Genomic DNA, 24591 nt, shown 5'->3' on the forward strand with positions numbered 1-24591 from the left:
GGCCGGTCCGTCGCGGCGGTGGGACGGAAGAGGGCGGCCCCCGGGACCTGCGGGCGGCGGGGGCCAGCCATGCCGCAGGTGCGGTCCATACGGCGATCATACTGCCGCAGATGCAAGGGTCGCGTCCTCTGTTCCATCGCACAGGCGGCCGACCAGGAGGGTTGCTGCCCGGCTGTGCGAAGCCTCAAACCCGCCCGTAACCCCGGGGCGGGGAAAACCCGTCGCCTCCGCGGCGCCGACCGGGGAGAGTGGTCGGGTTCGATCACCAGGCCCGTCCGGCGCGGTCCGGCGCTCGGCGTGCCCGGCCGCTGCCGGCGCCCGGGCGTCCCGTCCGCCGCTCCGGCCGTCCGACCCAGGGGGAGGTCCCACCATGTCCACGCTTAGGGTGACCGCTGAGCGGCTCACCATCCTTGAGCACCCGAACGCCGACGCCCTGGAGCTGGCACAGGTCGGCCTCTACCGCGCGGTCGTCGCCAAGGGCGCCTACCGCACCGGCGAGTCGGCCCTCTACATACCCGAGCAGGCGGTACTGCCGGCCGGGTTGATCGAGGAGCTGGGGCTGACCGGCCGGCTGGCCGGCTCCCGGTCCGACCGGGTGCGCGCGGTCCGGCTGCGCGGGGAGCTGTCCCAGGGCATCGTCTGCCGGCCCGCCGCGCTGGCCGGGGTCGACCTGGCGGCCGCCGCCGAGCAGGGCGAGGACTTCGCCGAGGCCCTGGGCATCGTCAAGTGGGTGCCGCCGATCCCGACCTCGATGAGCGGTGAGGTCGAGCACGCGCCGGACCTGCTGCCCTGGGTCGACATCGAGAACCTCAAGCGGTTCCCGGACGTCTTCGAGCCCGGCGAGCCGGTGGTGCTGACCGAGAAGCTGCACGGCAGCTGCTGCCTGGTCACGTACCACGCCGCCACCGGCGAGGTGCAGGTCTCCTCCAAGGGGATCGGCGCGCAGGGGCTGGCCCTCAAGGAGGACGGGCGGAACCTGTACTGGCGGGCGGTCCGGGCCCACGGCATCCCGGCCGTCGCGGCCCGGCTCGCCGAGCGGCTCGGGGCCGAGCGGGTCGGCGTCTTCGGCGAGGTCTTCGGCGCGGGCGTGCAGGACCTGACCTACGGCGAGTCCGGCCGGACCGAGCTGCCCGGCTACGCGGCCTTCGACGTCTCGGCGCTTGTGGACGGGCAGCTGCGGTGGCTGGACGCCGCCGACCTGCTGGCCGGGGAGCTGCCGTTGGTGCCCGAGCTGTGGCGCGGTCCGTTCGACGCGCCCACCGTCCTGGAGCTGGCCGAGGGTCGCGAGACGGTCTCCGGACGGGAGCTGCACCTGCGCGAGGGCGTGGTCGTCCGCCCGGTCACCGAGCGCTGGAGCCCCCTGCTGGGCGGCCGGGCGATCGCCAAGGTGGTCAGCGGCGCCTACCTGACCCGCAAGGGCGGCACCGAGTACGAGTGAGCGACCGTGCCGACCGGCCCGCGCCCCTGGAGGGCGCGGGCCGGTCGCGTGCGCGGGGCCGGTGCGCAGGCCGGACTCATGACCGGCTCAGGGAAAACATCAGGAGGTCGGGCTTGCTTTCCGCGGCCCGGCCGGGGCGGGAAACGGCGCCCGGGATGCCCCCTGGGGGGTGGGGGCCACACCCGGGGATGCGAGGATCGTCTTCCGCCCCCGACGGCGGGACTCGACCGGCCGGCCGCCCACCCACCCCGTGGCGGCCGGAACGGGCACCGGACGAGACCCGCGCTGCGAACACCCCGGCAGCCTTCCCGGTTGGCGCTCCTCTCCCCTCTCCTTCCCTCAGGAGCGAAGCACCAGCATGTCCCGTACCTCCATGTCCGCATGCCCTCCCGCCCCTCCAAGACCTCTCCGGGCGCCCTCCCGGGCGCTGGCCGCGTTCGGCGTCGGCGGCCTGCTGCTCTCCGGCTGCGGCGGCGACCCGGCCCCGTCCGACGGCTCCGGCGCGGCCCTCCGCGGCAAGCTCCCCGCCTCGGTCAGGGCGGCCGGCGTCCTGAAGGTCGGCTCGTACCTCAACTACGTGCCGGTCGACTTCAAGACCCCGGACGGCCGTCCCGCCGGCCTCGACCCGGACCTCGCCGACGCCCTGGCGGGCTACCTCGGCCTGCGGGCCGAGTTCGTCGACATGCCCTTCGAGAAGCTCACCCCGGCCGTCCAGTCGAAGCAGATCGACCTGGCCATGTCGGCGGTCGTCGACACCCGCCAACGGCAGACCGGCACCGACGACGACGGCCGCCGGATCGATCCCGGCGTCGACTTCGTCGACTACTTCACCAGCGGCACCTCGATCGTCGTGAAGACCGGCAACCCGGCCGGCATCAACATGCTGGACAGCCTCTGCGGCCACACCGTCGCGGTGCAGCGCGGCACCCTCCAGGAGGCGATGATGGGCCGGCAGACGGTCGCCTGCGCCAAGCTGGGCAAGCCGCTGCAGCTCCACTCGCTGACCAACGACGACCAGGCGCTGGCCGAGGTCGGCAACGGGACGGCGGTGGCAGGCCTGAACGACTACCCGGTGGCCGTGTACAACACCACGGCGCCCGACCGCGGCGGCAGGTTCCAGCTGACCAACGGGCACTTCGTGCAGTCCGGCCCGTACGGCATCACGCTGGGCAAGGACAACACGCAGCTGCGGGACGTGCTGGCCAGGACGCTGGACCAGCTGATCCGCAACGGGACCTACGACAAGATCCTGACCAAGTGGAACATCCGGCCGGGCGCCGTCTCCAGCGCCGTCGTCAACGGCGGGCTCTGACCCGGGGGCCGCCGGGTCGGGTGCGCCCGGCCCTGCGGCCCTTCGCCGGCCCGGTGCGGCCGGCCCGGTGCGGTCGTCCCGGCCGGAGCGCCCGGGGCGCGGCGCGGTACGGCCCGCGGCTCGCACAGGAGGAGTCCATTCGAGCACACGGCCCGTGCGCGTCGGGCCGCTTTTCACATCTTCGCCGGCGCATTTCCGGGCGCTCGGTAGCGTCCCTCGGACCCGAGACCGAAAGCGCACGTGCGGACGGCATATGTCGAACTGACATGTGACGACACGTCGTCAGCCGATCCGCCGCAGACCGCACGGTCGAGGGGAAGCCCGGGAGCGTCGTGCTCGCCCCCGGGCCCGACCGGTCTACCGGAGGTCCCATGGGCACCATGCACCACTTCAGCTTCGGCTGGCTGACCCCCACGCTCTCCTACCTGATGGCCTGCGTGGGCGCCGCGCTCGGCCTGCGCTGCACCCTGCGGGCGCTCTCCGCCACCGGCGCCTCCCGCCGCAACTGGCTGCTCACCGCCGCCGCCGCGATCGGCTCCGGCATCTGGACCATGCACTTCGTCGCGATGTTCGGCTTCACCGTGGACGGCAGCGAACTGCGCTACAACGTGGCGCTGACCTTCCTCAGCCTGGTCGTCGCCGTGCTGGTCACCGGCCTCGGGGTGTTCGTGGTCGGCCACGGCCGCCACCGCGGGCGCTCGATCCTGCTCGGCGGCCTCACCACCGGCCTCGGGGTCGCCGCGATGCACTACCTCGGGATGGCCGCCGTCCGGATCCACGGCGGCATCGACTACGACCCGGGCACGGTCGGCCTCTCGGTGCTGATCGCGGTCGGCGCCGCCACCGTCGCGCTCTGGGCCGCCGTCACCATCCGCAACGTGGTCGCGGCCGGCGGCGCCTCGCTGGTCATGGGCGTCGCGGTGACCTGCATGCACTACACCGGTATGGCCGCCGTGCACGTCCACATGGAGCCCGCCCGCACCGCCCTCGGCGGGGCCGCCCCGATGGAGTTCGTCTTCCCGCTCGCCGTCGGGCTCGGCTCCTTCCTCTTCCTCACCTCCGCCTTCGTCGCGCTCTCCCCGACGGTCCAGGAGCGCGCCGCCTACGCGGAGGCCACCGAGCTGACGATCGAGGAGTTCCACCCGGGGGAGCCGGCCGGCCACGCGGCCGGCTGAGCCCGGCACCGCGCCGTCCCCCACCGCACCCCGCACCGTCCCCACCGTCCCCCGGCGTTCCGTTCCCTCACCCCCTCCCCCCGGTACCGCCCGCCCCCAGGAAAGGTCCCGCCCCATGCGAGTACGCCGCGGATCGCCCCGCAGCGCGCCGGCACCCGCGCCCGGCGCCGCGCGCGGCCCGGCCCGGCCGCCAGCCGCCGGTACCCGACGCGGCGCCCACGCCGGCCCGCCCGCCGAGGAGTTCCTCCCCCAAGGCCGCCGGCCTCCGGGCCCGCGGCCCACGGGCCCGGCCCGGCTGCGCCCCCGTACCGTCCGGGCCCGGATCCTCGCCCTGCTGATGGTCCCGGTGGTGTCGGTGCTGGCGCTCTGGTCCTTCGCCGGCGTCACCACCGCGCGGAGCGTCTGGGACCGGACCACGCTGTTGGAGGTCAGAACCGGCCTGCTCACCCCGGTCTCGGACGCCGTCGCCGGCCTGCAGGCCGAGCGGGCGGCGGCCGGCCTGCTGCTGGCGGCCCCCGACGCCACCCGCGAGAGCGCCCTGCGGGAGGCCGCCGCCGGTACCGACGCGGCGGCCGCCCGCCTCACCTTCGGCCCCGCCTACAACCGGGCCGACGCCCTGGGCCTGGGCACCGGGACCGCCACCCGGCTGGACGCGCTCGGCGCCTCGCTCGCGGGCCTGCCCGACCTGCGGACCAGGGTGCTCGCCCGTACCGTGGGCTGGCCCGAGGCGTACGCCGCCTACGGCTCCGCCGTCGACCAGGCCTTCGAGGTGGCCGGCGCGGTGACCCGGCTGCAGCAGGACGGCGCGGCCGCCTCCGACGCCCGGGTGCTGCTCGACCTGGCCCGGTCGCGCGAACTGCTCGCCCGCGAGGACGCCCTGCTGCGGGCCGGCCGGAGCGCCGGCACGCTGACGGAGGACCAGCTGCGCGAGTTCTCCGGCGCGGTCTTCGCCCGCCGCCAGTTCGAGCGCGGACCGGCCGCCGACCTGCGCCCCGCCGACCGGGCCGCCCTGCTGGCCGTCCTGGCCGGCCCCGAGTCCAAGAACCTCACCAGCTACGAGGAGAAGGTCCGTGCCGCCGCCGACGGCCGGGCCGCCCTCGGCGCTGTCGACCCGGACCGCTGGTCGGTGGCGGCCGACGGCGTCGCCCGCGCCCTGCGGACGGTCGACACCGACGCGGCCCGCGCGGCCGGCGAGCGCCTCGACCCGTACGCCTTCGGGCTCCTCGGCCCGTCCGGGCTCGCCGTGCTGCTCGGGCTGGTCGCGGTGATCGCCTCGCTGCTGATCTCGGTGCAGATCGGGCGCGGCCTGGTCACCGAGCTGGTCGGGCTGCGCAACTCGGCCCTGGAGCTGGCCGGGCGCGGGCTGCCCGCCACCATGCGGCGGCTGCGGGCCGGCGAGGAGATCGACATCGCGACGGAGGCACCGCTGCCGCCGCACGGCGGCGACGAGATCGGGCAGGTGCACGGGGCACTGGGCAGCGTCCGGCGGGCCGCCGTCACCGCCGCCGTCGAACGGGCCGAGGTGCTCTCCGGGGTCTCCGGCGTCTTCGTGAACCTGGCCCGCCGCAGCCAGGTGCTGGTGCACCGTCAGCTCACCCTGCTGGACGCGATGGAGCGCCGCACCGAGGACCCTGCCGAGCTGGAGGACCTCTTCCGTCTCGACCACCTCACCACCCGGATGCGCCGGCACGCCGAGGGCCTGATCATCCTCTCCGGCGCCGCCCCCGGCCGCGCCTGGCGCCGGCCCGTGCCGTTGCTGGACGTCGTCCGGGCGGCCGTCGCCGAGGTGGAGGAGTACACCCGGGTCGAGGTCCACCGGCTGCCGTTCGCGGCGCTCGCCGGCCCGGCCGTCGCGGACCTCACCCACCTGGTCGCCGAACTGGTCGAGAACGCCACCGGTTTCTCCCCGCCGCCCACCAAGGTGCACATCCGGGGCGAGCGGGTCGGCAACGGCTACGCCCTGGAGATCGAGGACCGCGGCCTGGGGATGGGCACCGAGGCGCTGGCGGACGCCAACCGGCGGATCGCCGCCGCCGAGCAGACCGACCTCTTCGACAGCGACCGGCTCGGGCTCTTCGTGGTCAGCCGGCTGGCCCGGCGCCAGAACGTCCGGGTCTCGCTCCGCCCGTCCGCCTACGGCGGCACCACCGCCGTGGTCCTGCTGCCGACCGCCCTGCTGGAGGAGCGGGCCGAGGACGGCCTCCCCGCCCGCGCGGGCCGGCCGGCCCACCGCCCGGCGGCCGGCGCGCACCCGGCCCGTGACCGCACCCCGCGGCGCGGGGGCGCCGCCGCGCACGCCCCCGACCCGGCGGGCGGGCGGGCCCCCGGCGCGGTGCGGCCGGGCCGGCCGGCGCAGCTGCGGCCCTTCGGCGCCCGGGCCGGCGACCCGGGCGTGCTGCGCCCGAGCCCGTTCCGGGCCGACGGCGCCCGCGCGGAGGTCCCGCCGCCGCCCGCCGCGCCGGCCGCCCCCGCCGCCCTGCACCGGGACGGGACGGTGTACCCCGCCCGCCGCGGGCCCGGGCCGGCCGTACCGCCGGATTCCGCGCGCCCGTCCGCCCGTCCGTCCGCGGGCCCGCGGCCCGACGCCGGGGCACCTGTCCGGCCCTTCGTCGCCGCCTCGCCGGTCCCTGTCCCTGCCCCTGCCCCCGTCCCCGTCCCTGTCCCGGAGGACCCGGACGAGCTGCCCCGCCGGGTCCGGCAGGCCAGCCTCGCCCCGCAGTTGCGCGAGGCCCCGACCCGACCGGGCCCCGTCGCCGCCGGCCGGTCCGGCGCGGGCCGGTCCGACGCCGGCGGCACCGGCCGGAACCCCGAGGAGGCGCGGGCCGCGATGGCCGCCTTCCAGCAGGGCTGGGCCCGCGGCCGCGGGCCGCAGCGGCCGGCCGCCGCCCCCGACCGTCCGTCACCCCTAGGAGATCTCCGATGATCGGCACCACCCACCAGGCGGGCGGCCTCAACTGGCTGCTCGACGAGCTGGTCTCGCGGGTCCCGCAGGTCAGGTACGCCGTGATGCTGTCCGGCGACGGCCTGGCGATGGGCACCTCGGCCGGGCTGGGCCGGGAGGACGGCGAGCACCTCGCCGCCGTCGCCTCCGGCCTGCACAGCCTGGCCAAGGGGGCCGGCCGCCACTTCGAGGCCGGCGAGGTCCGGCAGACCATGGTCGAGCTGGAACACGGCTTCCTGTTCGTGGCGGTCGCGGGCGAGAGCAGTTGCCTGGCCGTCTTCTCCGGCGCCGAGGCCGACCTCGGCCTGGTCGCCTACGAGATGGCCCGGCTGGTCCGCCGGGTCGGCGAGCACCTGTACGCGTCGCCGCGCGGCGGAGGTCGGGAATGAGCCCGGCGCCCTACCCGCACCGCCGCCACGAACCGGGCCCCGGGGGCCCGCCGGCGGGGAACGGCCGCGGGGAGCCGCCGGGGGCGCAGTACCTGCGCCGGTACGACGAAGCGGCCGGGCCGATGGTCCGCCCGTACGCGATGACCAAGGGCCGCACCAGGCCGGGCGGCCACGAGTTCGACCTGATCGCGCTGGTCGTCGGTGATGTCGGGGCGGACGGCGGCCCCGACGGCCGGGAGCTGCCGGCCGGCCCCGAGCAGGGCCTGATCCTGGACCTCTGCCGGGGCAACGCCCTCTCCGTGGCCGAGATCGCCGCCGATCTCGACCTGCCGCTCGGTGTCGTCCGGGTCCTGCTCGGCGACCTGCTGGCCGCCGGGCTCATCCGGGTCGGCCGGCCCGTCCCGCCCGCCCTGCTCCCCGACGAGCACATCCTCCAGGAGGTCGTCCATGGACTCCGTGCGCTGTGAACCGGCCGGTCCCGGCCACCCCGACTCCCCGGTCCTGGCCCTGAAGATCCTGGTGGCCGGGGGCTTCGGGGTCGGCAAGACCACCCTGGTCGGCTCGGTCAGCGAGATCCGCCCGCTGCGCACCGAGGAGCGCCTCACCGAGGCCGGGCGCGGGGTCGACGACACCGGCGGGGTGGAGCAGAAGTCCACCACCACGGTGGCGATGGACTTCGGGCGGATCACCATCCGCGAGGGCCTGTCCGTCTACCTCTTCGGGACGCCCGGGCAGGACCGCTTCTGGTTCCTCTGGGACGAGCTGGCCCAGGGGGCGCTCGGCGCGGTCGTGCTGGCCGACACCCGGCGGCTGACCGACTGCTTCCCGGCGGTGGACTTCTTCGAGCACCGCGGCATCCCGTTCGTGGTGGCGGTCAACCGCTTCGCCGGCACCCGGGAGCACACCCCGGAGGAGGTCTCCCGGGCCCTCGACCTGGACCCGGACACCCCGGTGGTGCTCTGCGACGCGCGGACCCGCGCCTCCGGCAAGCGCGTCCTGATCGACCTGGTCGAGCACGCCGGCAAGGTGCACGCGGCCAGGCTGCTGGCGGACGTGGCCCCGGGGGCCTGAGCCCCGGCCCGGTCCCGGGTCTGTGCGTCGCCGCCGGCCCGGGCCCGCCCCACGACCCGGGCCGGCGGCGACGCACCGGCCTGACGTCGTGTCAGCTGATGCGGCCCGCCGCGACGTACGCTGCCAAACGTGATCACGTACCAGGACCGCAGCCTGAACGCCTTGGCCGAGGCGGGCCGCTGGCCCGAGCTGCTCGGCATCTACCGGCAGGTCAGGGCCGCGGCCTCGGCCCGGGCGGGGGAGGCCGGAGCGGCCGCCGAGACCGCGCCGCTGGGCCATCTGATCGCGCACGGCGCGCCGCCCGAGGTGGCCGTCCGGCTGTTCGACGAGGACGGCGGGCCGGGCACCGCCGCCGGGGTGGGGGACCACGACTCCGGCCCCCTCTGGGAGGTGCTGGCCACCCGGCACTCCTGGCTGCGGCTGGCCCCGCTGCTCGGGCCGGCGCCGGTGCGGCGGCTGGTCGCGCACACCAGGGTGCTGGTCGGCGAGGACCTCTCGTACGGCGCCGAACCCGACCCGGACGGCGTGCCGCTGGTACTGGAGCCCTGGGAGGTGGCCGGCTGGGGCGACAGCGGACGGGTCCGGGACTACCTGCGGGCCGGCGGCTCGCGCAGCTCCCTGCTGGCGCTGCCCGCCACCCGGGAGGGGCTCGGCCCGGTCGACCTGCCGGTCCGCCGCGAGCGGGTCGCCGGTCAGCGGGCCACCAAGGAGTTCGCCGCGCTCGCCGACTGGGCCCAGGTGGCCTGCGTGCGCGGCACCGCGCCGGACGCGGCCGCGCAGTACGCGCCGGCCCGCCGGGTGACCGGCGGCTACGTGCCGTTCGCCGCCGCGTACCCGGTGCTCGTCCAGGCCGGGGCCGGGGTCCGGGCGCACGGGGTGGCCCGCGGCCGGCTGGTGGTCTGGCGGGCGCTGGTCGCGATGACCGGCGCCGCCCGGCCGGACCGCGCCGAGGTGAACGCGCTGGTGGCCCGGCTGCGCTGCTTCACCTGGTGCGACCCGGCGGACGAGCTGCGCTACCTGCACGTCGCCCTGGAGGACCCGGCGACCGGCCTGAGCTGGGCGGTCAGCGGCGACGACGTGGAGTGAGCCGCTCCCGGGCGATCGACGGGGGAGCCGGCGGTGGTGGGAACGAGCGGCCGCCGCCCGGTTCAGCCTGCCGGGCGGCGGCCGCGGACCCCGGCCCGGCCGCCGTCCGGGGGTGGAAGCCGGCGGCCGGAGCGGGGAGCGCGGGGGCGGGTCAGGCGGTGAGCTTCTCCTGCCCGGGGGCGGCGCCCTGGACGGGCACCTGGGCCTGCGGGGCGGCCGCGTGGCTGTCGACCAGCGTCGTCTCGTCGAAGGGCAGCCGGCCGGCCAGCACCTGCCGGGCCCGGTCGTGGTCGAACGCCTTGGTCCAGTGACCGATCAGCACGGTCGCGACGGCGTTCCCGGCGAAGTTGGTCAGCGCCCGGGCCTCGGACATGAAGCGGTCGATGCCGACGATCAGCCCGACACCGTCCACCAGCTCCGGCTTGTGCGACTGCAGGCCGCCGGCCAGGGTGGCCAGGCCCGCGCCGGTGACGCCGGCCGCGCCCTTGCTGGCGATCACCATGAAGAGCAGCAGCGAGAGCTGCTGGCCGATCGACATCGGCTTGTCCATCGCCTCCGAGATGAAGATCGAGGCCATCGTCAGGTAGATCGCGGTGCCGTCCAGGTTGAAGCTGTAGCCGGTCGGCACGGTGATGCCGACGACCGGGCGGCTCACGCCGAGGTGCTCCATCTTGGCGATCAGACGGGGAAGCGCGCTCTCCGAGGAGGAGGTGGAGAGGATCAGCAGGAACTCGCGGCCGAGGTAGCGCAGCAGGGCGAACACGTTCACCCCCGCGACCAGGCGCAGCAGCAGGCCGAGGACGACCACGACGAAGAGCGCGCAGGTCAGGTAGAAGCCGATCATGATGACGGCGAGGCTCTTCAGCGCGGCCGTGCCGGTGGCGCCGACCACGGCGGCCATCGCGCCGAAGGCGCCGACCGGTGCCGCCCACATGATCATCGACATCACCCGGAAGACCAGTCGCTGGACGTGCTCGACGCCGCGCAGCACGGGCGCGCCGGCGGGGCCCATCGCCTGCAGGGCGAAGCCGGCCAGCAGGGCGACCAGCAGGGTCTGCAGCACCTTGCCCTCGGTGAGGGCGGACAGCATGGTGGTGGGGATGACGCCGAGCAGGAAGTCGGTGGTGTTCTGGGCCTCGCCGGCGGCGGCCTGGGCGTGCGCGGCCTTGGTGAGGGCCTGGGTGAGGTGCAGGCCGGAGCCGGGCTCCAGCAGGTTGCCGACCACCAGGCCGATGCCCAGGGCGACGGTCGACATGGCGAGGAAGTAGCCGAGGGCGAGGCCGCCGACCCGGCCGACCTGGGCGGCCTTGGTGACCGAGCCGACGCCCAGCACGATGGTGCAGAAGATCACCGGGCTGATCATCATCTTGATCAGGTTGACGAAGCCCGTCCCGACCGGCTTCAGCTCCACCGCGAAGCCGGGCGCCAGCAGTCCGACCGCGATGCCCGCGACCACCGCCGCGATCACCGCGAGGTAGAGGTGGTGCGTGCGGTCCCGCCGTCTCCCGTTTCCTGCTCCGACGATCGTCATCTGCGGCTCCTTCGCCCTGCTGTCCTGGCGGCCCCGGGTGGTGGGCCGCTCCGACTATGGGGCGCCGCAGTGACCGGGGTCACGTTTACGTTCATAGAGTTCACGCCGGGCCCGGCACCCCGGGCCTGTCCCGTCCGCCGTCCGGCAGTGCACACTGGCTGGCATGTCCGCGCGCCCGCTCCCCTCCTCGCGCCGGCGGGTACGCAGCCTCGCCGGGCAGCTCTTCGTCGTCCAGATCGTCATCGTCGCGGCCGTGGTGGCCGGCGGCGCCGTGCTGGCGTACCTGTTCACCGCGAGCCGCGCCGAGGACGCCGCCCGCAACCAGGTCGTCGCGGTGGCCCGCTCGGTCGCGGACTCGCCGTCCGTCCGCGAGGCCGCCGCCGGCCCCGACCCCTCGGCCGTGCTCCAGCCGTACGCGCAGCAGGTGGTGGCGCACACCGGCGTCTCCTTCGTCACCGTGATGGACACCCACGGCGTGCGCTGGACGCACCCCGACCCGGCCCAGATCGGCAAGCCCTTCCTCGGCCACATCGACCGGGCGCTCGCCGGGCAGACCTGGACCGAGACCTACGCCGGCACCCTCGGCCCCTCCGTCCGCGTGGTGACCCCGGTGCTGGACGCCGACCGGCACGTGACCGGGCTGGTCAGCGTCGGCATCCTGGTCCGCTCGATCAGCGACGAGCTGCGCGCCCCGCTGCTCGCGCTGGCCGGCGTCGCGCTGGCGGCCCTCGCCCTCGGCGGCCTCGGCAGCTACCTGGTCGGCGCCCGGCTGCGCCGGCACACCCACGGCATGGGCGCCGCCGAGCTGAGCCACCTGTACGAGTACCACCAGGCCACCCTGCACTCGGTGCGTGAGGGCCTGGTGCTGCTGGACCGCGCGCACCGGGTGGTGCTCTGCAACGACGCGGCCCGGGAGCTGCTCGGCCTCGAAGGCGGGTTGGAGGGCCGCCCGATCGCCGGGCTGGAGCTGCCCGAATCGCTGGTGGCGGCCGTCCTCGCCCCCGAGCCGGCCCGCGACGAGGTCCACCTCACCGCGGAGCGGGTGGTGGTGCTGAACACCTCGGCCATCGGGGCCGGCCTCGGCAGCGTCATCACCCTCCGGGACCACACCGAACTCCAGGCGCTGACCGGTGAGTTGGACTCGGTGCGCGGGTTCACCGAGGCGCTCGGGGCGCAGGCCCACGAGGCGGCCAACCGGCTGCACACCGTCGTCTCGCTGATCGAACTCGGCCGCCACGAACAGGCGGTGGAGTTCGCCACCGCCGAACTCGCCCTCGCCCAGCGGCTCACCGACCGGGTGGTGGCCGCCGTCGGTGAGCCGGTGCTGGCCGCCCTGCTGCTCGGCAAGGCCGCCCAGGCCGCCGAACGCGGCGTGGAGCTGACCCTCACCGAGGACAGCCGGATCGACGACGGCGTGCTCCCGCCCGAACTGCCCGCCCGGGACCTGGTCACCCTGCTCGGCAACCTGCTCGACAACGCCGTGGACGCGGCCGTCGAGGGCGCCGCCGACCGCGCCGACGCGCCCGAGGTCACCGTCACCGCGCGGGTGGAGGACGACCGGCTGCTGCTGCGGGTCGCCGACACCGGCGCCGGCATCGACCCGCGGGCCGTCGAGGACGTCTTCCGGCGCGGCTGGACCACCAAGAGCAGCGGCCACGGGCTGGGCCTGGCCCTGGTCGCCCAGGCCGCCCGCCGCAACGGCGGCACCGTCGAGGTCGGGCGCGAGCGCGGCGCCGTGCTCACCGTCCGGCTGCCGCTGCAGCGCGCGGGGGTGACGGCCCGGTGACCCGCCCCGCCGCCCGCCCGATCGGCGTTCTGGTGGTCGAGGACGACCCGGTGGCCGCCGCCGCGCACGCCCTCCACGTGGACCGCGCGCCGGGGTTCCGGACCGTCGCCACCGCGCACAGCTGCGCCGACGCGCTGCGCGCCCTCGACCGGGCCCGGGCCGCCGGCACCCCGATCGACCTCGTGCTGCTCGACCTCCACCTGCCGGACGGCCACGGCCTGCAGCTCTGCCGCACCCTGCGGGCGGCCGGGCACCCGGCCGACATCATCGCCGTGACCTCGGCCCGCGAGCTGGCGACCGTCCGGCAGGCCGTCTCGGCCGGGGTCGTCCAGTACCTGCTCAAACCGTTCGGCGGCGCGGCCCTGCGGGACCGCCTGGAGCGCTACGCGCGGTACCGCGAGACGCTGGGCCGCAGCGGCGACGCCACCGGCCAGGACGAGGTGGACCACGCCTTCGCGGTGCTGCGCACCACCGAGCGCAGCGCCCTCCCCAAGGGCCTCAGCGCCCCCACCCTGGACACCGTCGCGGGCGTGCTGCGCGGGGCGGACGCCGGCCTGTCCGCCGCGGCGGCGGGCACCGCGGCCGGGGTCTCCAGGATCACCGCCCGCCGGTACCTCGAACACCTCGTCGACACCGGCCTCGCCGACCGCGAACCCCAGTACGGCCAGGTCGGCCGCCCCGAGCTGTGCTACCGCTGGCGGGCCGGCGCCTCGGGCTGACCTGGCTCCTCCTCCGGCGCCGCTCCGATGCTCAGCCGGTCCTCCGAGGCTGCCCCGACACTCAGCCGGTCCTCCGGCTCAGGGCGAGGTAGCGCTCGTCCTCGTCCGCGTACGAGGCCAGCTCCCAGCCGGCGGCGGCCAGCAGCGGCCGGAGGTTGGGCTCGGCGCGCAGGTCGTCGGGGGTGATCTGCCGGCCGTGGCGGGCGGCCAGCGCCGCGCGGCCGACCGGGTGGAAGAGGGCGAGCAGACCGCCGGGGCGGGTGACGCGGGCGAGTTCGCGCAGGGCGAGGGCCGGGGCCGGCAGGTGCGAGACCAGGCCCGCGGCGAACACCGCGTCGAAGGCGGCGTCCGGCAGCGGGAGGTCCGCGCAGTCGGCCAGCAGCAGGGTGGCCTGCGCGCGGTGGGCCTCGGCCTCGGCCAGCATCTCGGGAGTGACGTCCACGCCGGTGACGGCGCCGTCCGGCCCGACGGCCGCCCGCAGCGCGGGCAGCGCGCGGCCGGTGCCGCAGCCGGCGTCCAGGACGCGCTGGCCGGGCCGCAGGCCGAGTTCGGCCACCGCGGCGGCGTAGCGCGGCCCGTCGTCCGGGAACTTGGCGTCCCAGCCTGCCGCGCGGGCGCCGAAGAACTCGCGGGTGCGGGCGAGTTCGGCCCGGTGGGCGGCGGTGGCCGGGTCCTGGCCGGCGGGTGCCGGGCGGGCGGCCGGGCCCGGATCGGCGGCGTCGGTCGGCGTGCTGCGGTCGGTCCGCTCCGGCATCGGTGGCTCCCTCGGTGGTCCCGGGGCCAGGGTACCGAGCGACCGCCGGCCCGGTGCGGTCCGCCGGGGGAGCGGTCCTCCGGGGAACTTCGAACCGGGCCGTGACCTTCCGGCGGCCGGCTCGTTGGTCAGCGCGGCCCGTGTCACTCGTACGGGTGATCCCCGGCCCCCGTCGCCGGCCCGACCGGCGTGATCCAGTAAAGTTAGGCTTACCTAACTTTATGGGAGTCTGCCTGTGACCGTCACCGTCGAGCCTGCCGAGCCCGCCGCACCCGCGCCCGCCCCGGGGGACGCCGTGCTGCGCCGACAGCGCATCCGCGAGTCGGCCGCCCGCACCTACGCCCGGTCCTTCCCGATCGTGCCGGTCCGCGCGAACGGGATGACCGTCGAGGGCGCCGACGGCCGCCGGTACCTCGACTGCCTGTCCGGCGCCGGCACCCTGGCGCTCGGTCACAACCACCCCGTGGTGCTGGAGGCCATCCGCCGCACCCTCGACAGCGGTGCTCCGCTGCACCTGCTCGACCTCGCCACCGCCGAGAAGGACGACTTCACCGAAGCCCTCTTCGCCAGCCTCCCGCGCGGGTTCGGCGAGGGCTCCCGGGTGCACTTCTGCGGGCCGGCCGGCACCGACGCCGTCGAGGCGGCGCTCAAGCTGATGCAGACCGCCACCGGCCGGCGCGGCGCCCTCGCCTTCACCGGCGCCTACCACGGCATGACGGCCGGCGCCCTCGCGGTGACCGGCAACGTCGCGGTCAAGGCCCCGCTGCCCGGCGGCGGCGAGGTCACCCGGCTCCCGTACCCCTACGACTACCGCTGCCCGTTCGGCGTCGGCGGTCCGGCCGGGGCCGAACTCGCCGCCACCTTCACCGAGCGGCTGCTGGACGACCCGGCCGGCGGGGTGGTCAAGCCCGCCGCGATGATCCTGGAGGCCGTGCAGGGCGAGGGCGGCGTGGTGCCCGCCCCGGACGGCTGGCTGCGCGAGATGCGCCGGATCACCGCCGAGCGCGGCATCCCGCTGATCGTCGACGAGGTGCAGACCGGAGTCGGCCGCACCGGCGCGATGTGGGCCGTCGAGCACAGCGGCGTCACACCGGACGCGATGGTGCTCTCCAAGGCCATCGGCGGCAGCCTGCCGCTGGCCGTGGTGGTCTACCGCCAGGAGTACGACGGCTGGCGGCCCGGCGCGCACACCGGCACCTTCCGCGGCAACACCCTGGCGATGGCGGCCGGCGCCGCCACCATGCGCTTCGTCGCCCAGCAGGGACTGGTGGAGCGGGCCGCCGTGGTCGGCGCCCGGATCACCACCCGGCTGCGGGCGCTGTCCGGGGAGCTGCCGGTGATCGGCGACGTCCGGGGCCGGGGCCTGATGATCGGGGTCGAACTGGTCGACCCGGACGCCGAGCCGGACGCCTGCGGTTCGCGGCCGGCCGCGCCGGAGCTGGCCGTCCGGGTCCGCGAGGCCTGCCTGGCCCGCGGCCTGATCGTCGAACTCGGCGGCCGCCACGACGCGGTGCTGCGGCTGCTGCCACCGCTCACCATCACCGACGAGCAGACCGAGGCGGTGCTGGACCGGCTCGCCGACGCGATCCGCGCGGCCGCCGCCGGCCCCGCGCTGCCCGGGGCCCGTCCGTGACCGCCGGCCCGCCCGGCCGGCGCCCGGGCCTCGGGCTCGCGGGCACCGGGAGAGCCCGGGGGGCCGGCCCGGGCGGTGGTCCCCGCGAACCCGGACCGGCCGCCCTCTCCGGCGGCGCCGACGGCCCGCAGGCCCTGCGCCCGCTGCTGGACACCGTGCTCGACGCGCTGGCGGCCGGCGCCGCCCGCCGGGCCGGGCCGGTGCCGGCCGGCAGACCGGGGCCGCTCGCGGAGCAGGTGAGCGCCGAGTTCGCCGGGCGCGCGGCCGGCCCCGACGCGCTGCGCCGGCTCACCGAACTCCTCGCGTACGGCAGCGCCGACCCCGCGGACCCGGCCTGCGCGGCCCACCTGCACTGCCCGCCACTGGCCGTGGCGGTCGCCGCCGACCTCGCCGTCAGCGCCCTCAACCCCTCCCAGGACTCCTGGGACCAGGCCCCCGCCGCCACCGCCCTGGAAACCGCCCTGCTCGCCGAGCTCGCCGCGCTGGTCGGCTTCGACCCCCGGCAGGCCACCGGGGTGCTCACCTCCGGCGGCACCGAGTCCAACCTGATGGGCCTGATGCTGGCCCGGGACCAGATCCTCGACGGCATCGTGGAGGTGGACGGCCTGCCGGCCGGCACCCGGCCGCTGATCTTCGCCTCGCAGGCCGCCCACTTCTCCGTCCAGCGCGCCGCCGCCCTGCTCGGGCTCGGCGAGCGCGCGGTGGTGGCCGTGCCGGTCGACCGCGACCTGCGGATGGACCCGGACGCGCTGGCCCGGGCGATGGCCGAGGCCGTCTGGGAGGGCGGCACCCCGCTGGCCGTGGTCGCGACCGCGGGCACCACCGACACCGGCGCCGTCGACCCGCTGCACCGGGCCGCCGACCTGGCCGCCCGCTACGGCGCCTGGCTGCACGTGGACGCCGCCTACGGCGGCGGAGCGCTGCTCTCCGACCGGCTGGCCCCGCTGCTCGACGGGATCGCCCGGGCCGACTCGGTCTCGCTCGACTGGCACAAACTGGGCTGGCAGCCGGCCGCCGCCGGGATCTTCCTGGCCCGGCGGGCCGAGACCTACGTGTCGCTGCTGCGCCGCGCCGTCTACCTCAACCCGGCCGACGACGAGGAGGCCGGCTACCCGAGCCTGCTCGGCCTGTCGCTGCGCACCACCCGCCGGGCCGACGCCTTCAAGCTGGCCGTCACCCTGCGCACCCTCGGCCGGGCCGGCCTCGGCGCCCTGGTGGACGCCTGTCACGACCTCGCCCTCGCCACCGCCGAGGCGGTCCGCGCCGAGCCCGCCCTGGACCTGCACTGCCCGCCGGTCCTCAGCACGGTGGTCTTCCGCTACCTCCCGGCCGCGGCCCGGCCCGGCGGCCCGGACGGGACGGGGGCCGAGCCCGGCCGGAGCGGCCCGGACCGGATCGGGGCAGAGGCGGACCGGGTGAACGCCGAGGTGCGCCGGCTGCTGCTGCGCGAGGGCCGGGCCGTCGTCGGCCGGACGGAACTCCCGGGCAGCGGTCCGGGTCGGGTCCGGCTCAAGCTGACCCTGCTCAATCCGCACACCACCGCCGAGCGGACGACGGCCCTGCTGCACGAGGTGGTCCGGGCCGGCCGGGAGGTCGAGACGTCCGGCGTCTGAGCCCGGCGTGTGCGCGGGGCCGGGACGTGAACCCGGCCGGCGGCCCGGTGGCCCGGACCGGCCTTCCCCCACCCCGGCGAACTGGTCGCGGAAATGCATGCACCGACCTTTCCGGGTGGTCGGGTTGGAGGAAAGTACACTGGTGCCCGCGAGCGCCGGATGGGAATGCGGAAGCGCCCGGGCGGGGCCGGTGAAGTGTCTCCGTAGACATACCAATGCCAGGGTCGTACAGGCTGATTCAGGTCACCGGAGGACCGAATTCCGCCAACCCCCGGACAGGCCTTGCGGAGCGCCCGAACAACGGCGGTAACTTCTTGTAGTCGCCGCCACACCAGGAGCACACGGCTCCCCGGGACTAGCGGCACAAGGGGGATCCACCGCCCGCGCCCGCGTTCGCCCGGGCGCCGCGACCTTGCTTCCGCGTGTGACCCCGCCCAGGCCGCCCCACCGGGCGGTCCTCCGCCTCCTGGCCCGCCCGTCCGTCCGGTGCCGCACCGCGCCCCGGCCGGCTCCGCGATGCCGTCACACCTGCCGGATCCGTCATCCGTGCCGGAGCCGACATCCGGGCCGGAACCCTCACCCGAGCCGGTGCATTCGGATCCAGCCGGGTGATTCCCGCCCGACCACGGCGGACTTCCCGTACCGAGCACGCGCATGGCCCGGCCATGCCCGAAACACCTTTCAGAGCACCGTGATCCATTCCTGCGAGCGCGAAGGCCCCGGCATGAGCGAAACGCTCCTCAGCACCACCCCGACCATGTTCGAGGCACAGCCCTTCTCCCCCCGCTGCCAGGCGATCTGGCGCCGGGGCGACCACCTGCTGATCGGCGTCAGCCCGGGAAACAGCTATTTCGGACCTCAGCGGATCAGCGAACTCGTCTCCTGGTCCACGGAGTTCTTCGCCGCCGTCGACATCGTCTACGCCGACCTGCACGTCGAGGTCCAGTACCAGGCCTTCGGCCGCCCGCCCGAGCAGGCCCAGCGCCGGGCCGCCAAGGAGATCAAGGCGACCGCCCGCCGGATCCGGCGAGGCGTCGAGGAGTCGGGCCGCCCGGGCGTGGGCGTCCATCCGCTCTCCTCCTTCACCGGCGACCCGGTCTACCAGCGCCTGCACCGGTCCGTCCTGGACGCCCTGCGCACCGACCCGGTGCTGAGGGAGGCGGCCGAGGGCATGGCCCGTTCCTTCCTGACGGCGAGGCTGGGCGAGGGCCTGCCGCCCACCGAGGACCAACTGGAGGCCGGGCTGCGGTACATCGCGGCCGAGCTGCCCTTCTTCCTGGACACCCCCGCGCTGCTCCGGGTGCCCTCCTCGGTCAGTTGCTACCACGTCCAGCTCCCGCTCACCCCCGTCCTCTTCGGCCGGGACGCCGGACTGCGCGCGGCCGCCGGACAGGGCTACGCAGTGGTCCGTCAGGCCGCCGTGGCGGGTGTCCCGCCGCAAGCCACCGCCCGACCGGCCGCCCGACCGGCCGCCTGACCCGCCACCCGACCCGTCGCCCGACCGGCCGCCGACGCGTGCCACCCTCACCACACCCTCAGGAGTTCCGTTCCATGACCACGAGTGCTCAGCGCGAAGCGACCTTCCCCCTCTCCCGGCGCGGCGACGTCCTGCCCGCCGAGGCGACCCGGCTCCGGGAGGAGCAGCCGGTGGCCAGGGTCCGCACCATGACCGGGGACGAGGCCTGGCTGGTCAGCAGCTACGCCCTCGCCAAGCAGGTGCTGGAGGACGACCGCTTCAGCCTCAAGGACACCGCCAACCCCGGGGTGCCCCGGCAGTACGCGTTGACCATCCCGCCCGAGGTGGTCAACAACATGGGCAACATCAACAGCGCCGGCCTGCGCAACGCCGTGATGAAGACCCTCTCGCCGCGCGCCGACAAGGAGTTGGACGGTTGGCTGGAGGCCGAGGCGCACCGGCTGATCGACACCCTGGTCGCGCACGGCGCGCCCGGCGAACTGCGCGACGGCTTCACCGAGCCGTACTCGGCGGCCCTGCACTGCCGGCTGCTCGGCATACCCGTCGACGACTGGCGCCGGCTGATGTCCGGCATCGACCTCGCCTTCGTCACCAGCCCGACGCCCTTCGAGGGCTCCTCGCCGAACTGGTACAAGGACCTCGGCTACATGGTGGAGGGGCTCAACGCCGATCCCGCGCCGACCGAGGGCCTGTTCGGACGGTTCGCGGCGCTGCGCCGCTCGCCCGAGGTGTCCGACCGGGTCGACGACGAACTGCTGGCCACCGTCGCGCTCTCGCTGTTCGGCGCCGGCGCGGTCTCCACCTCCGCCTTCCTGCTGCACGCGATCATCGCGCTGCTCCAGCGGCCGGAGCTGGCGGACCGGCTGCGGGCCGAGCCGGCGGTGATCGGCCGGGCGGTCGACGAGCTGCTGCGGGTCAACCTCTCGATCGGCGACGCGCTGCCCCGGCTGGCGACGGCGGACGTCCGGCTCGGCGAGGTGCTGGTGAAGGAGGGCGAGCTGGTGCTGGTCCTGGTCGAGGGGGCCAACTTCGACCCGGAGGTGTTCCCGCACCCCGAGAGGATCGACTTCGACCGGGAGAGCAACCCGCACCTGGCCTTCGGCGCCGGCCGGCACTTCTGCCCGGCCTCCGCGCTCGGCCGCACCCACGCCGAGATCGCGCTGACGGCCCTGGTGGAGCGGTTGCCGGGGCTGCGGCCGGCCCTGCCGATCGAGCAGCTGGCCTGGCGTCCTGGCTTCATCAAGCGGCTGCCGGAGCGGCTGCCGGTGATCTGGTGACGGCGACACGGTCCGGGTCGGTCGGGTCCGGCGCGGAGGACGAGCCGGGCCCCTCCTAACCCCGGGGACGGGCCCGGACGACCTCGTCGGGGCCCGTCCGTCCCGGCCGGGAACGGTCCGGCGGCCGTGGCCGGACACCGACCGGGCCGCGGGGACCCGGCGCCGGGCCGGGCGGCCTCCGAGGTCAGGCCCGTACGCCGAGCAGGATCTCGCGGGTGCGCTCCCAGGTGGCGGGGTCGGCGGCGACCAGCAGGCCGTCCTGGCCGCCCGGCGGGTCGGGCCGGTAGGTGGAGCCGTCCAGCCGGGCGGAGACTCCGCCGGCCTCGGTGACCAGCAGGGAGCCGGGCGCGTGGTCCCACGGCAGGGTGCGCCAGTAGAAGATGAACTCCTGCTCGCCGTCCGCGATCTGGGGGTACTCCACCCCGGCGGCGTGCCGGCCGGGGGTGACCTCGCCGAAGGCGGCCGCGTTGGCCCGCAGCCGGTCGCGCTCGGCGGGGTCGACGAACCGGCTCTTGACCGAGCCGCGCCAGTCGCCCGGCCGGGCCGAGGCGGGCGTACGGGTCAGCCGCTCGCCGTTGCGCCAGGCGCCGGAGCCCAGCTCGGCGGCGTAACCGGTCGCGGTCATCGGCTGCCAGATCCAGGCCGCGACCGTCCGCCCGGAGCGCACCAGCGAGGCCATCACCGCGAAGTCGGGGCGGCCGGCGATGAAGTTGGAGGTGCCGTCCACCGGGTCGACCAGCCAGACGGCGGGCTCGGACTCCAGGGCGTGGGCCAGCTCGGGATCGGCGGAGACGGCCTCCTCGCCCACCACGGGGACGGGCAGCAGCTCCCGCAGCCGCCGGGCGATGATCACTTCGGCCTCCCGGTCGGCGACGGTGACCACCTCGCCGGGGGCCTTCTCCATCACCTCACCGGCCGCCAGCGCCCGGAAGCGCGGCAGGACCACCTCGGCGGACGCCTCGGCGAGGATCTCCGCCACCTTCTCCATCAGCACGTGCCGCTCCCTTCGCTGACACCACTCTCGCACGCCTGTGCCAGGCGGACCTGCGGCAGCCCCCTCGGCACCGGGCGTCCCGGTACCCGCTCCGGCAGCTCGGGCCCCGCCGACCCCAGTCGCCCCGGGGTCGGTGCCGACGACGGGCACCCCCGCCGGCCCCGGGGGGGCGGTCACGCACCGGTACTCCCGCCCGAGGTGCCGTCCGGGGGCCGGCCCGTCCGCCGCTCAGCCGGTGCCGTCGGTGCCGGCGTCCCCGGTGCCGTCGCCCGCGTCGTCCAGGAAGTGGAAGCCCGGGCGAGGGTGCATCAGGAACTCGTGGTGCGAGATGTTCCAGGCGTACGCGCCGGCCATCGCGAACAGCACCCGGTCCCCGGCGCGCAGCCCGTCCACCGGGGCCCGCGCCGCCAGCACGTCCTTCGGGGTGCAGAGCTGGCCGGCCAGGGTGGCCCGACCGGTGGTGACGGCGGGCCGTGGCCAGGGGTGCAGCCAGCCGGCCACCGGCAGCACCTCGAAGGGCTGGTCGTGACCCCGGGTGGCGGGGGTGCGCAGGTGGTGGGTGCCGCCGCGGACGACGGCGAAGTCCTCGCCGTGGCTCCGCTTCACGTCCAGCACCTCGGTGGCGTACCAGCCGCAGTACGCGGTCATGGCCCGCCCCGGTTCGATCCGCAGGGTCAGGCCCGGGTGGCGGTCGAGCAGCTTCTCCAGGCCGGTGCCGAAGGCCGTCCAGTCGAAGCGGTCGGCGGGGTCGGCGTAGTCCACGGCCATCCCGCCGCCGACGTCGACCTCCTCCAGGGCGATCCGGTGCCGCCGGGCGAACCGCACCGACCAGTCCACCACCTGCTCGGCCACCTGGAGCTGGGCCGGCGCCCGCAGACCGCTCGCCAGGTGGGCGTGCGTGCCGCGCAGCCGCAGCTGCCGCCCGAGCGGCCCGGCCAGCAGGGCCGCGCAGGCGTCGGCGCGCTCGGGGTCCAGCCCGAACGGGGTCGGCCGGCCGCCCATGGCCAGCGCGACCGAGTCCAGCGGGCCGGCGCCGATCGGCACGTTCACCCGCAGCAGGACGTCGACGACCGCTTCGGGGGTGCCGGCCAGCGCGTCGGCCAGCCGGTACAGCTCCTGCTCGCTCTCCACGTGCCAGCGGTGCACCCCGAGTCGGACGGCCTCGGAGATCTCGGCCGGCGTCTTGCCCGGCCCGCCGAAGGCCAGCGCCGCACCGGGCACGGCCGCCCGGACGTGCGCCGACTCGCCGCCGCTGGAGACCTCGAAGCCGTCCACCGCGCCGCGCAGCGCGGCCAGGACGGCGGGCTCGGGATTGGCCTTGGCCGCGTAGTACAGCTCCACCCGGCCGGGCAGGGCGGCCCGGACCGCCGCCGCGTGCCCGCGCAGCAGCGGCAGGTCGTAGAGGTAGGCCGGGAGTTCGTCGGCGGCCAGGGCGGCGGCCCGCCGCCGGACCAGGGGGGTGGCGTTCATCGGGGCCTCCGGGCATGGCCGAGGGCGGGCACGTGGGCGGGCGGGCGGCCGGCCGCGGGCGCCGCCCGCAGGAGGTCGGTCCGGCGGGCCGCGGGCTGCCGGGCCTCGGCCCTGGACCGGGCGGGCCCGCCGGGCCCGGATCCGCGCCCGGCGGCGGGGACCGCCACGGCGTCGGCGGGTCCGGCGTCAGCGGGCACCGCCCCGGTGGGCGCCGGCCCGCCGAGCGGGGACGGCAGCCGGACGTAGCCCGCCTCGCGGTCCGCCTTGCGTTCCCAGCGGGTCAGCAGGTTCGCCTTGGCCGGCAGCGGCACCCCCGCCAGCAGGGCGCTCAGCCGGGGCGGGCAGCCGTACGCGTCGGCGTGGGCCCGCAGCACGGCCTCGACGCTCGCCCAGAGCGCGCCCTCCAGCTCCGGGTACAGGTCGGCGATCGCGGCGAGCAGCTCCGAGACGTGGTTGACCAGCAGGCAGTAGACCACCCGGTCCCAGCCGCGTTGCGGGTCGTAGGCCGTCGGCCCGGCCACCTCCGGCGGCAACCGGGCGAGCAGGGCCGCGTTCTGCCCGGGGGCGACGAGCTTGGTGCCCTCCAGGTCGCGGAAGAGCACCTGGACCGGGCGTCCCGCGCCGTCCACGCCGATCAGCACGTTCTGCAGGTGCGGTTCCAGCACCACCCCGTGGTCGAAGTAGGCGGCCAGCACCGGTGGCAGCAGCAGCCGCAGGTAGGCCTGCCACCAGTCCAGCGCCGCGGCCGGGCCGGCGCCGGCCGACAACCGGGAGACGTGCGCGGAGCTGGTCGGGTACTCGTCGGCCACGGCCGCGGCCAGCAGCGGGGTGACGCCCGGGCGCAGCACACCGTCCAGGCCCTCCCGGACGATCAGCCCGAGGCCCTCGAACAGGGTGAGGTCCGGGGTGCCGTCCGGTCCGGGCAGCGCCAGCGTGCGGAAGGCCGGCTCGCGGAGCACCGCGGCGTCCGGGAACCGCCCGGCCAGCTCGTCGAGCGCCGGGGCCAGCAGCGTGGTCAGCGCGACCGCGCCGGTCAGCTCGTACGCGGCGTTCTTCCGCAGGCAGTTGGTGATCCGGACGTTCAGGCTGAACTTCAGGAAGGCGCCCTCGCCGTGCAGGGTGCGCACCGAGGCCGTCGGGGTGAACGGCGCGCCGCCGGTGCCGAGGTCCAGCACCTCGCCGCGGGCGAGGGCGGCCCGCAGGGCGGGGGTCCCGCGCAGCAGCTCGTACTGCCAGGGGTGCGCCGGCAGCAGTCGGTAGCCGGAGGGGACTTCGCGCAGTCCGTCGAGCAGTTCGGTGACCGCCGGGTCCAGGCTCCGCTCGGCGAGCAGGTCGGCCCGCACGGCGAGGTGGCGCAGCGGGAAGGCGGCCCGGGCCTCCGGCGCGTACGCGGCCCAGGCGGCCGGGCCCTCCGAGCGCGACTTGGGCGCGGGGTGGAAGCGGTGTCCGAACAGCAGGGCCTGCTCGGACTCCAGGTACCGGTCCCCGCCGGGTTCGCCCCGGCCGGACAGCGCGTTGGTGACGCCCCGGTGGCTGGAGGCCAGCTGTTCGGCGAACTCCTCGTTGCCGACCCCGCTGCGCAGCGTCAGCTCCTGCTCGATGTGGCCGGCCAGCTCCCGCCAGTGCAGCTCGGCCCAGCAGCCGTCCCGTTCCTCGCTGACCGGCCCGGTGAAGCGGTGGGCGCCGATCAGCGAGGTGCGCCGGAGCGCGACCCGCAGCAGCACTCCCCGCCGGGGCAGCCTGATCAGCAGCCTGCCGTCGGCGACGGCGCTCTGCTGCTCCGGCCCGGAGACCTCGCGCAGCAGGCAGTTGAGCAGCGTGTGCGCCACCGCGTCGTCGGCGGACGGGAGTTCGGGGGCGGCCGGGGTGGGCGACGGTGCGGGCAACGGCATCAACGACTCCAACGGGTGCGGGGGACGAGGGTG

General features: G+C 76.3%; 19 protein-coding genes. 14 read left to right on the forward strand and 5 right to left on the reverse strand.

What is annotated here, in order from left to right:
* The first annotated feature begins 370 nt into the window (after window positions 1-370).
* From J2S46_RS31095 to J2S46_RS31130, 8 genes are all read left to right on the forward strand, one after another.
* Window positions 371-1438, forward strand: a complete 1068-nt coding sequence (locus J2S46_RS31095) for an RNA ligase (ATP) (protein WP_191287870.1) — start codon at window positions 371-373, stop codon at window positions 1436-1438.
* Window positions 1439-1811: 373 nt separating this feature from the next.
* Complete coding sequence (locus tag J2S46_RS31100; RefSeq protein WP_191287871.1) at window positions 1812-2750, forward strand: ABC transporter substrate-binding protein; 939 nt, start codon at window positions 1812-1814, stop codon at window positions 2748-2750.
* A gap of 371 nt (window positions 2751-3121) precedes the next feature.
* The gene (locus J2S46_RS31105) at window positions 3122-3925 is read left to right on the forward strand and encodes an MHYT domain-containing protein (protein ID WP_073922679.1); all 804 of its coding nucleotides are present in this window, start codon (window positions 3122-3124) and stop codon (window positions 3923-3925) included.
* Window positions 3926-4040: 115 nt separating this feature from the next.
* Window positions 4041-6848 (forward strand): sensor histidine kinase, encoded by a 2808-nt coding sequence (locus J2S46_RS31110; protein ID WP_229911981.1) that lies wholly within the window; start codon window positions 4041-4043, stop codon window positions 6846-6848.
* Entirely contained in the window at window positions 6845-7255 is a 411-nt protein-coding gene (locus J2S46_RS31115; RefSeq protein WP_191287872.1) for a roadblock/LC7 domain-containing protein, read from the forward strand. Before J2S46_RS31110 ends, J2S46_RS31115 begins: the two co-directional genes overlap by 4 nt.
* 122 nt (window positions 7256-7377) lie before the next feature.
* Window positions 7378-7722, forward strand: coding sequence for a DUF742 domain-containing protein (locus J2S46_RS31120; protein WP_229912124.1), 345 nt, complete (start codon window positions 7378-7380; stop codon window positions 7720-7722).
* Window positions 7703-8326, forward strand: a complete 624-nt coding sequence (locus J2S46_RS31125) for a GTP-binding protein (protein WP_191287874.1) — start codon at window positions 7703-7705, stop codon at window positions 8324-8326. The genes J2S46_RS31120 and J2S46_RS31125 overlap by 20 nt, the downstream gene beginning before the upstream one ends.
* Window positions 8327-8455: 129 nt before the next feature.
* Window positions 8456-9412, forward strand: coding sequence for a hypothetical protein (locus J2S46_RS31130; RefSeq protein ID WP_191287875.1), 957 nt, complete (start codon window positions 8456-8458; stop codon window positions 9410-9412).
* Between the two features lie 151 nt (window positions 9413-9563).
* On the opposite strand, the gene J2S46_RS31135 is transcribed toward J2S46_RS31130, so the two are convergent.
* Window positions 9564-10943 carry a cation:dicarboxylate symporter family transporter gene (locus tag J2S46_RS31135; protein WP_191287876.1) on the reverse strand — a complete coding sequence of 460 codons (1380 nt, stop codon included), beginning with the start codon at window positions 10941-10943 and terminating at the stop codon, window positions 9564-9566.
* Between the two features lie 163 nt (window positions 10944-11106).
* On the opposite strand from J2S46_RS31135, the gene J2S46_RS31140 reads away from it, so the two are divergent.
* Window positions 11107-12729 carry a sensor histidine kinase gene (locus J2S46_RS31140; protein WP_191287877.1) on the forward strand — a complete coding sequence of 541 codons (1623 nt, stop codon included), beginning with the start codon at window positions 11107-11109 and terminating at the stop codon, window positions 12727-12729.
* Window positions 12726-13448: a response regulator gene (locus tag J2S46_RS31145; RefSeq protein ID WP_191287878.1), complete on the forward strand. Its 723-nt coding sequence runs from the start codon at window positions 12726-12728 to the stop codon at window positions 13446-13448. Before J2S46_RS31140 ends, J2S46_RS31145 begins: the two co-directional genes overlap by 4 nt.
* 61 nt (window positions 13449-13509) lie before the next feature.
* Here J2S46_RS31145 and J2S46_RS31150 read toward each other — a convergent pair whose 3' ends face one another.
* Window positions 13510-14202 carry a class I SAM-dependent methyltransferase gene (locus J2S46_RS31150; protein WP_191287879.1) on the reverse strand — a complete coding sequence of 231 codons (693 nt, stop codon included), beginning with the start codon at window positions 14200-14202 and terminating at the stop codon, window positions 13510-13512.
* A gap of 235 nt (window positions 14203-14437) precedes the next feature.
* Between J2S46_RS31150 and J2S46_RS31155 the strand changes: the two genes are divergently transcribed.
* From J2S46_RS31155 to J2S46_RS31170, 4 genes are all read left to right on the forward strand, one after another.
* The gene (locus tag J2S46_RS31155) at window positions 14438-15835 is read left to right on the forward strand and encodes a diaminobutyrate--2-oxoglutarate transaminase family protein (RefSeq protein WP_191287880.1); all 1398 of its coding nucleotides are present in this window, start codon (window positions 14438-14440) and stop codon (window positions 15833-15835) included.
* Complete coding sequence (locus J2S46_RS31160) at window positions 15832-17448, forward strand: pyridoxal phosphate-dependent decarboxylase family protein (RefSeq protein WP_191287881.1); 1617 nt, start codon at window positions 15832-15834, stop codon at window positions 17446-17448. Before J2S46_RS31155 ends, J2S46_RS31160 begins: the two co-directional genes overlap by 4 nt.
* Window positions 17449-18172: 724 nt before the next feature.
* Window positions 18173-18925 (forward strand): tRNA-dependent cyclodipeptide synthase, encoded by a 753-nt coding sequence (locus tag J2S46_RS31165; protein ID WP_229911982.1) that lies wholly within the window; start codon window positions 18173-18175, stop codon window positions 18923-18925.
* Window positions 18926-18999: 74 nt separating this feature from the next.
* The gene (locus tag J2S46_RS31170) at window positions 19000-20202 is read left to right on the forward strand and encodes a cytochrome P450 (protein ID WP_191287882.1); all 1203 of its coding nucleotides are present in this window, start codon (window positions 19000-19002) and stop codon (window positions 20200-20202) included.
* Between the two features lie 184 nt (window positions 20203-20386).
* Here J2S46_RS31170 and J2S46_RS31175 read toward each other — a convergent pair whose 3' ends face one another.
* The 3 genes from J2S46_RS31175 to J2S46_RS31185 all read right to left on the reverse strand — a co-directional run bounded on the left by J2S46_RS31175 (window position 20387) and on the right by J2S46_RS31185 (window position 24558).
* On the reverse strand, window positions 20387-21190 hold the full coding sequence (locus J2S46_RS31175) for an inositol monophosphatase family protein (RefSeq protein WP_191288292.1): 804 nt from the start codon (window positions 21188-21190) through the stop codon (window positions 20387-20389).
* A 234-nt stretch (window positions 21191-21424) separates the two neighbouring features.
* Window positions 21425-22666 (reverse strand): type III PLP-dependent enzyme, encoded by a 1242-nt coding sequence (locus tag J2S46_RS31180; protein WP_191287883.1) that lies wholly within the window; start codon window positions 22664-22666, stop codon window positions 21425-21427.
* Window positions 22663-24558 carry an IucA/IucC family protein gene (locus J2S46_RS31185; RefSeq protein WP_191287884.1) on the reverse strand — a complete coding sequence of 632 codons (1896 nt, stop codon included), beginning with the start codon at window positions 24556-24558 and terminating at the stop codon, window positions 22663-22665. Before J2S46_RS31185 ends, J2S46_RS31180 begins: the two co-directional genes overlap by 4 nt.
* Window positions 24559-24591 lie beyond the last annotated feature (33 nt).

Origin of the sequence: Kitasatospora herbaricolor (genome assembly GCF_030813695.1) — a bacterium.
Taxonomy (GTDB): Bacteria; Actinomycetota; Actinomycetes; order Streptomycetales; family Streptomycetaceae; genus Kitasatospora; species Kitasatospora herbaricolor.

Coding starts and splice junctions, on each gene's coding strand:
- J2S46_RS31105 (WP_073922679.1), top strand. CDS start 3,122: ATGGGCACCATGCACCACTTCAGCTTCGGCTGGCTGACCCCCACGCTC.
- J2S46_RS31140 (WP_191287877.1), top strand. CDS start 11,107: ATGTCCGCGCGCCCGCTCCCCTCCTCGCGCCGGCGGGTACGCAGCCTC.
- J2S46_RS31115 (WP_191287872.1), top strand. CDS start 6,845: ATGATCGGCACCACCCACCAGGCGGGCGGCCTCAACTGGCTGCTCGAC.
- J2S46_RS31135 (WP_191287876.1), bottom strand. CDS start 10,943: ATGACGATCGTCGGAGCAGGAAACGGGAGACGGCGGGACCGCACGCAC.
- J2S46_RS31150 (WP_191287879.1), bottom strand. CDS start 14,202: ATGCCGGAGCGGACCGACCGCAGCACGCCGACCGACGCCGCCGATCCG.
- J2S46_RS31175 (WP_191288292.1), bottom strand. CDS start 21,190: ATGGAGAAGGTGGCGGAGATCCTCGCCGAGGCGTCCGCCGAGGTGGTC.
- J2S46_RS31125 (WP_191287874.1), top strand. CDS start 7,703: ATGGACTCCGTGCGCTGTGAACCGGCCGGTCCCGGCCACCCCGACTCC.
- J2S46_RS31165 (WP_229911982.1), top strand. CDS start 18,173: ATGAGCGAAACGCTCCTCAGCACCACCCCGACCATGTTCGAGGCACAG.
- J2S46_RS31170 (WP_191287882.1), top strand. CDS start 19,000: ATGACCACGAGTGCTCAGCGCGAAGCGACCTTCCCCCTCTCCCGGCGC.
- J2S46_RS31120 (WP_229912124.1), top strand. CDS start 7,378: ATGGTCCGCCCGTACGCGATGACCAAGGGCCGCACCAGGCCGGGCGGC.
- J2S46_RS31110 (WP_229911981.1), top strand. CDS start 4,041: ATGCGAGTACGCCGCGGATCGCCCCGCAGCGCGCCGGCACCCGCGCCC.
- J2S46_RS31180 (WP_191287883.1), bottom strand. CDS start 22,666: ATGAACGCCACCCCCCTGGTCCGGCGGCGGGCCGCCGCCCTGGCCGCC.
- J2S46_RS31185 (WP_191287884.1), bottom strand. CDS start 24,558: ATGCCGTTGCCCGCACCGTCGCCCACCCCGGCCGCCCCCGAACTCCCG.
- J2S46_RS31095 (WP_191287870.1), top strand. CDS start 371: ATGTCCACGCTTAGGGTGACCGCTGAGCGGCTCACCATCCTTGAGCAC.
- J2S46_RS31100 (WP_191287871.1), top strand. CDS start 1,812: ATGTCCGCATGCCCTCCCGCCCCTCCAAGACCTCTCCGGGCGCCCTCC.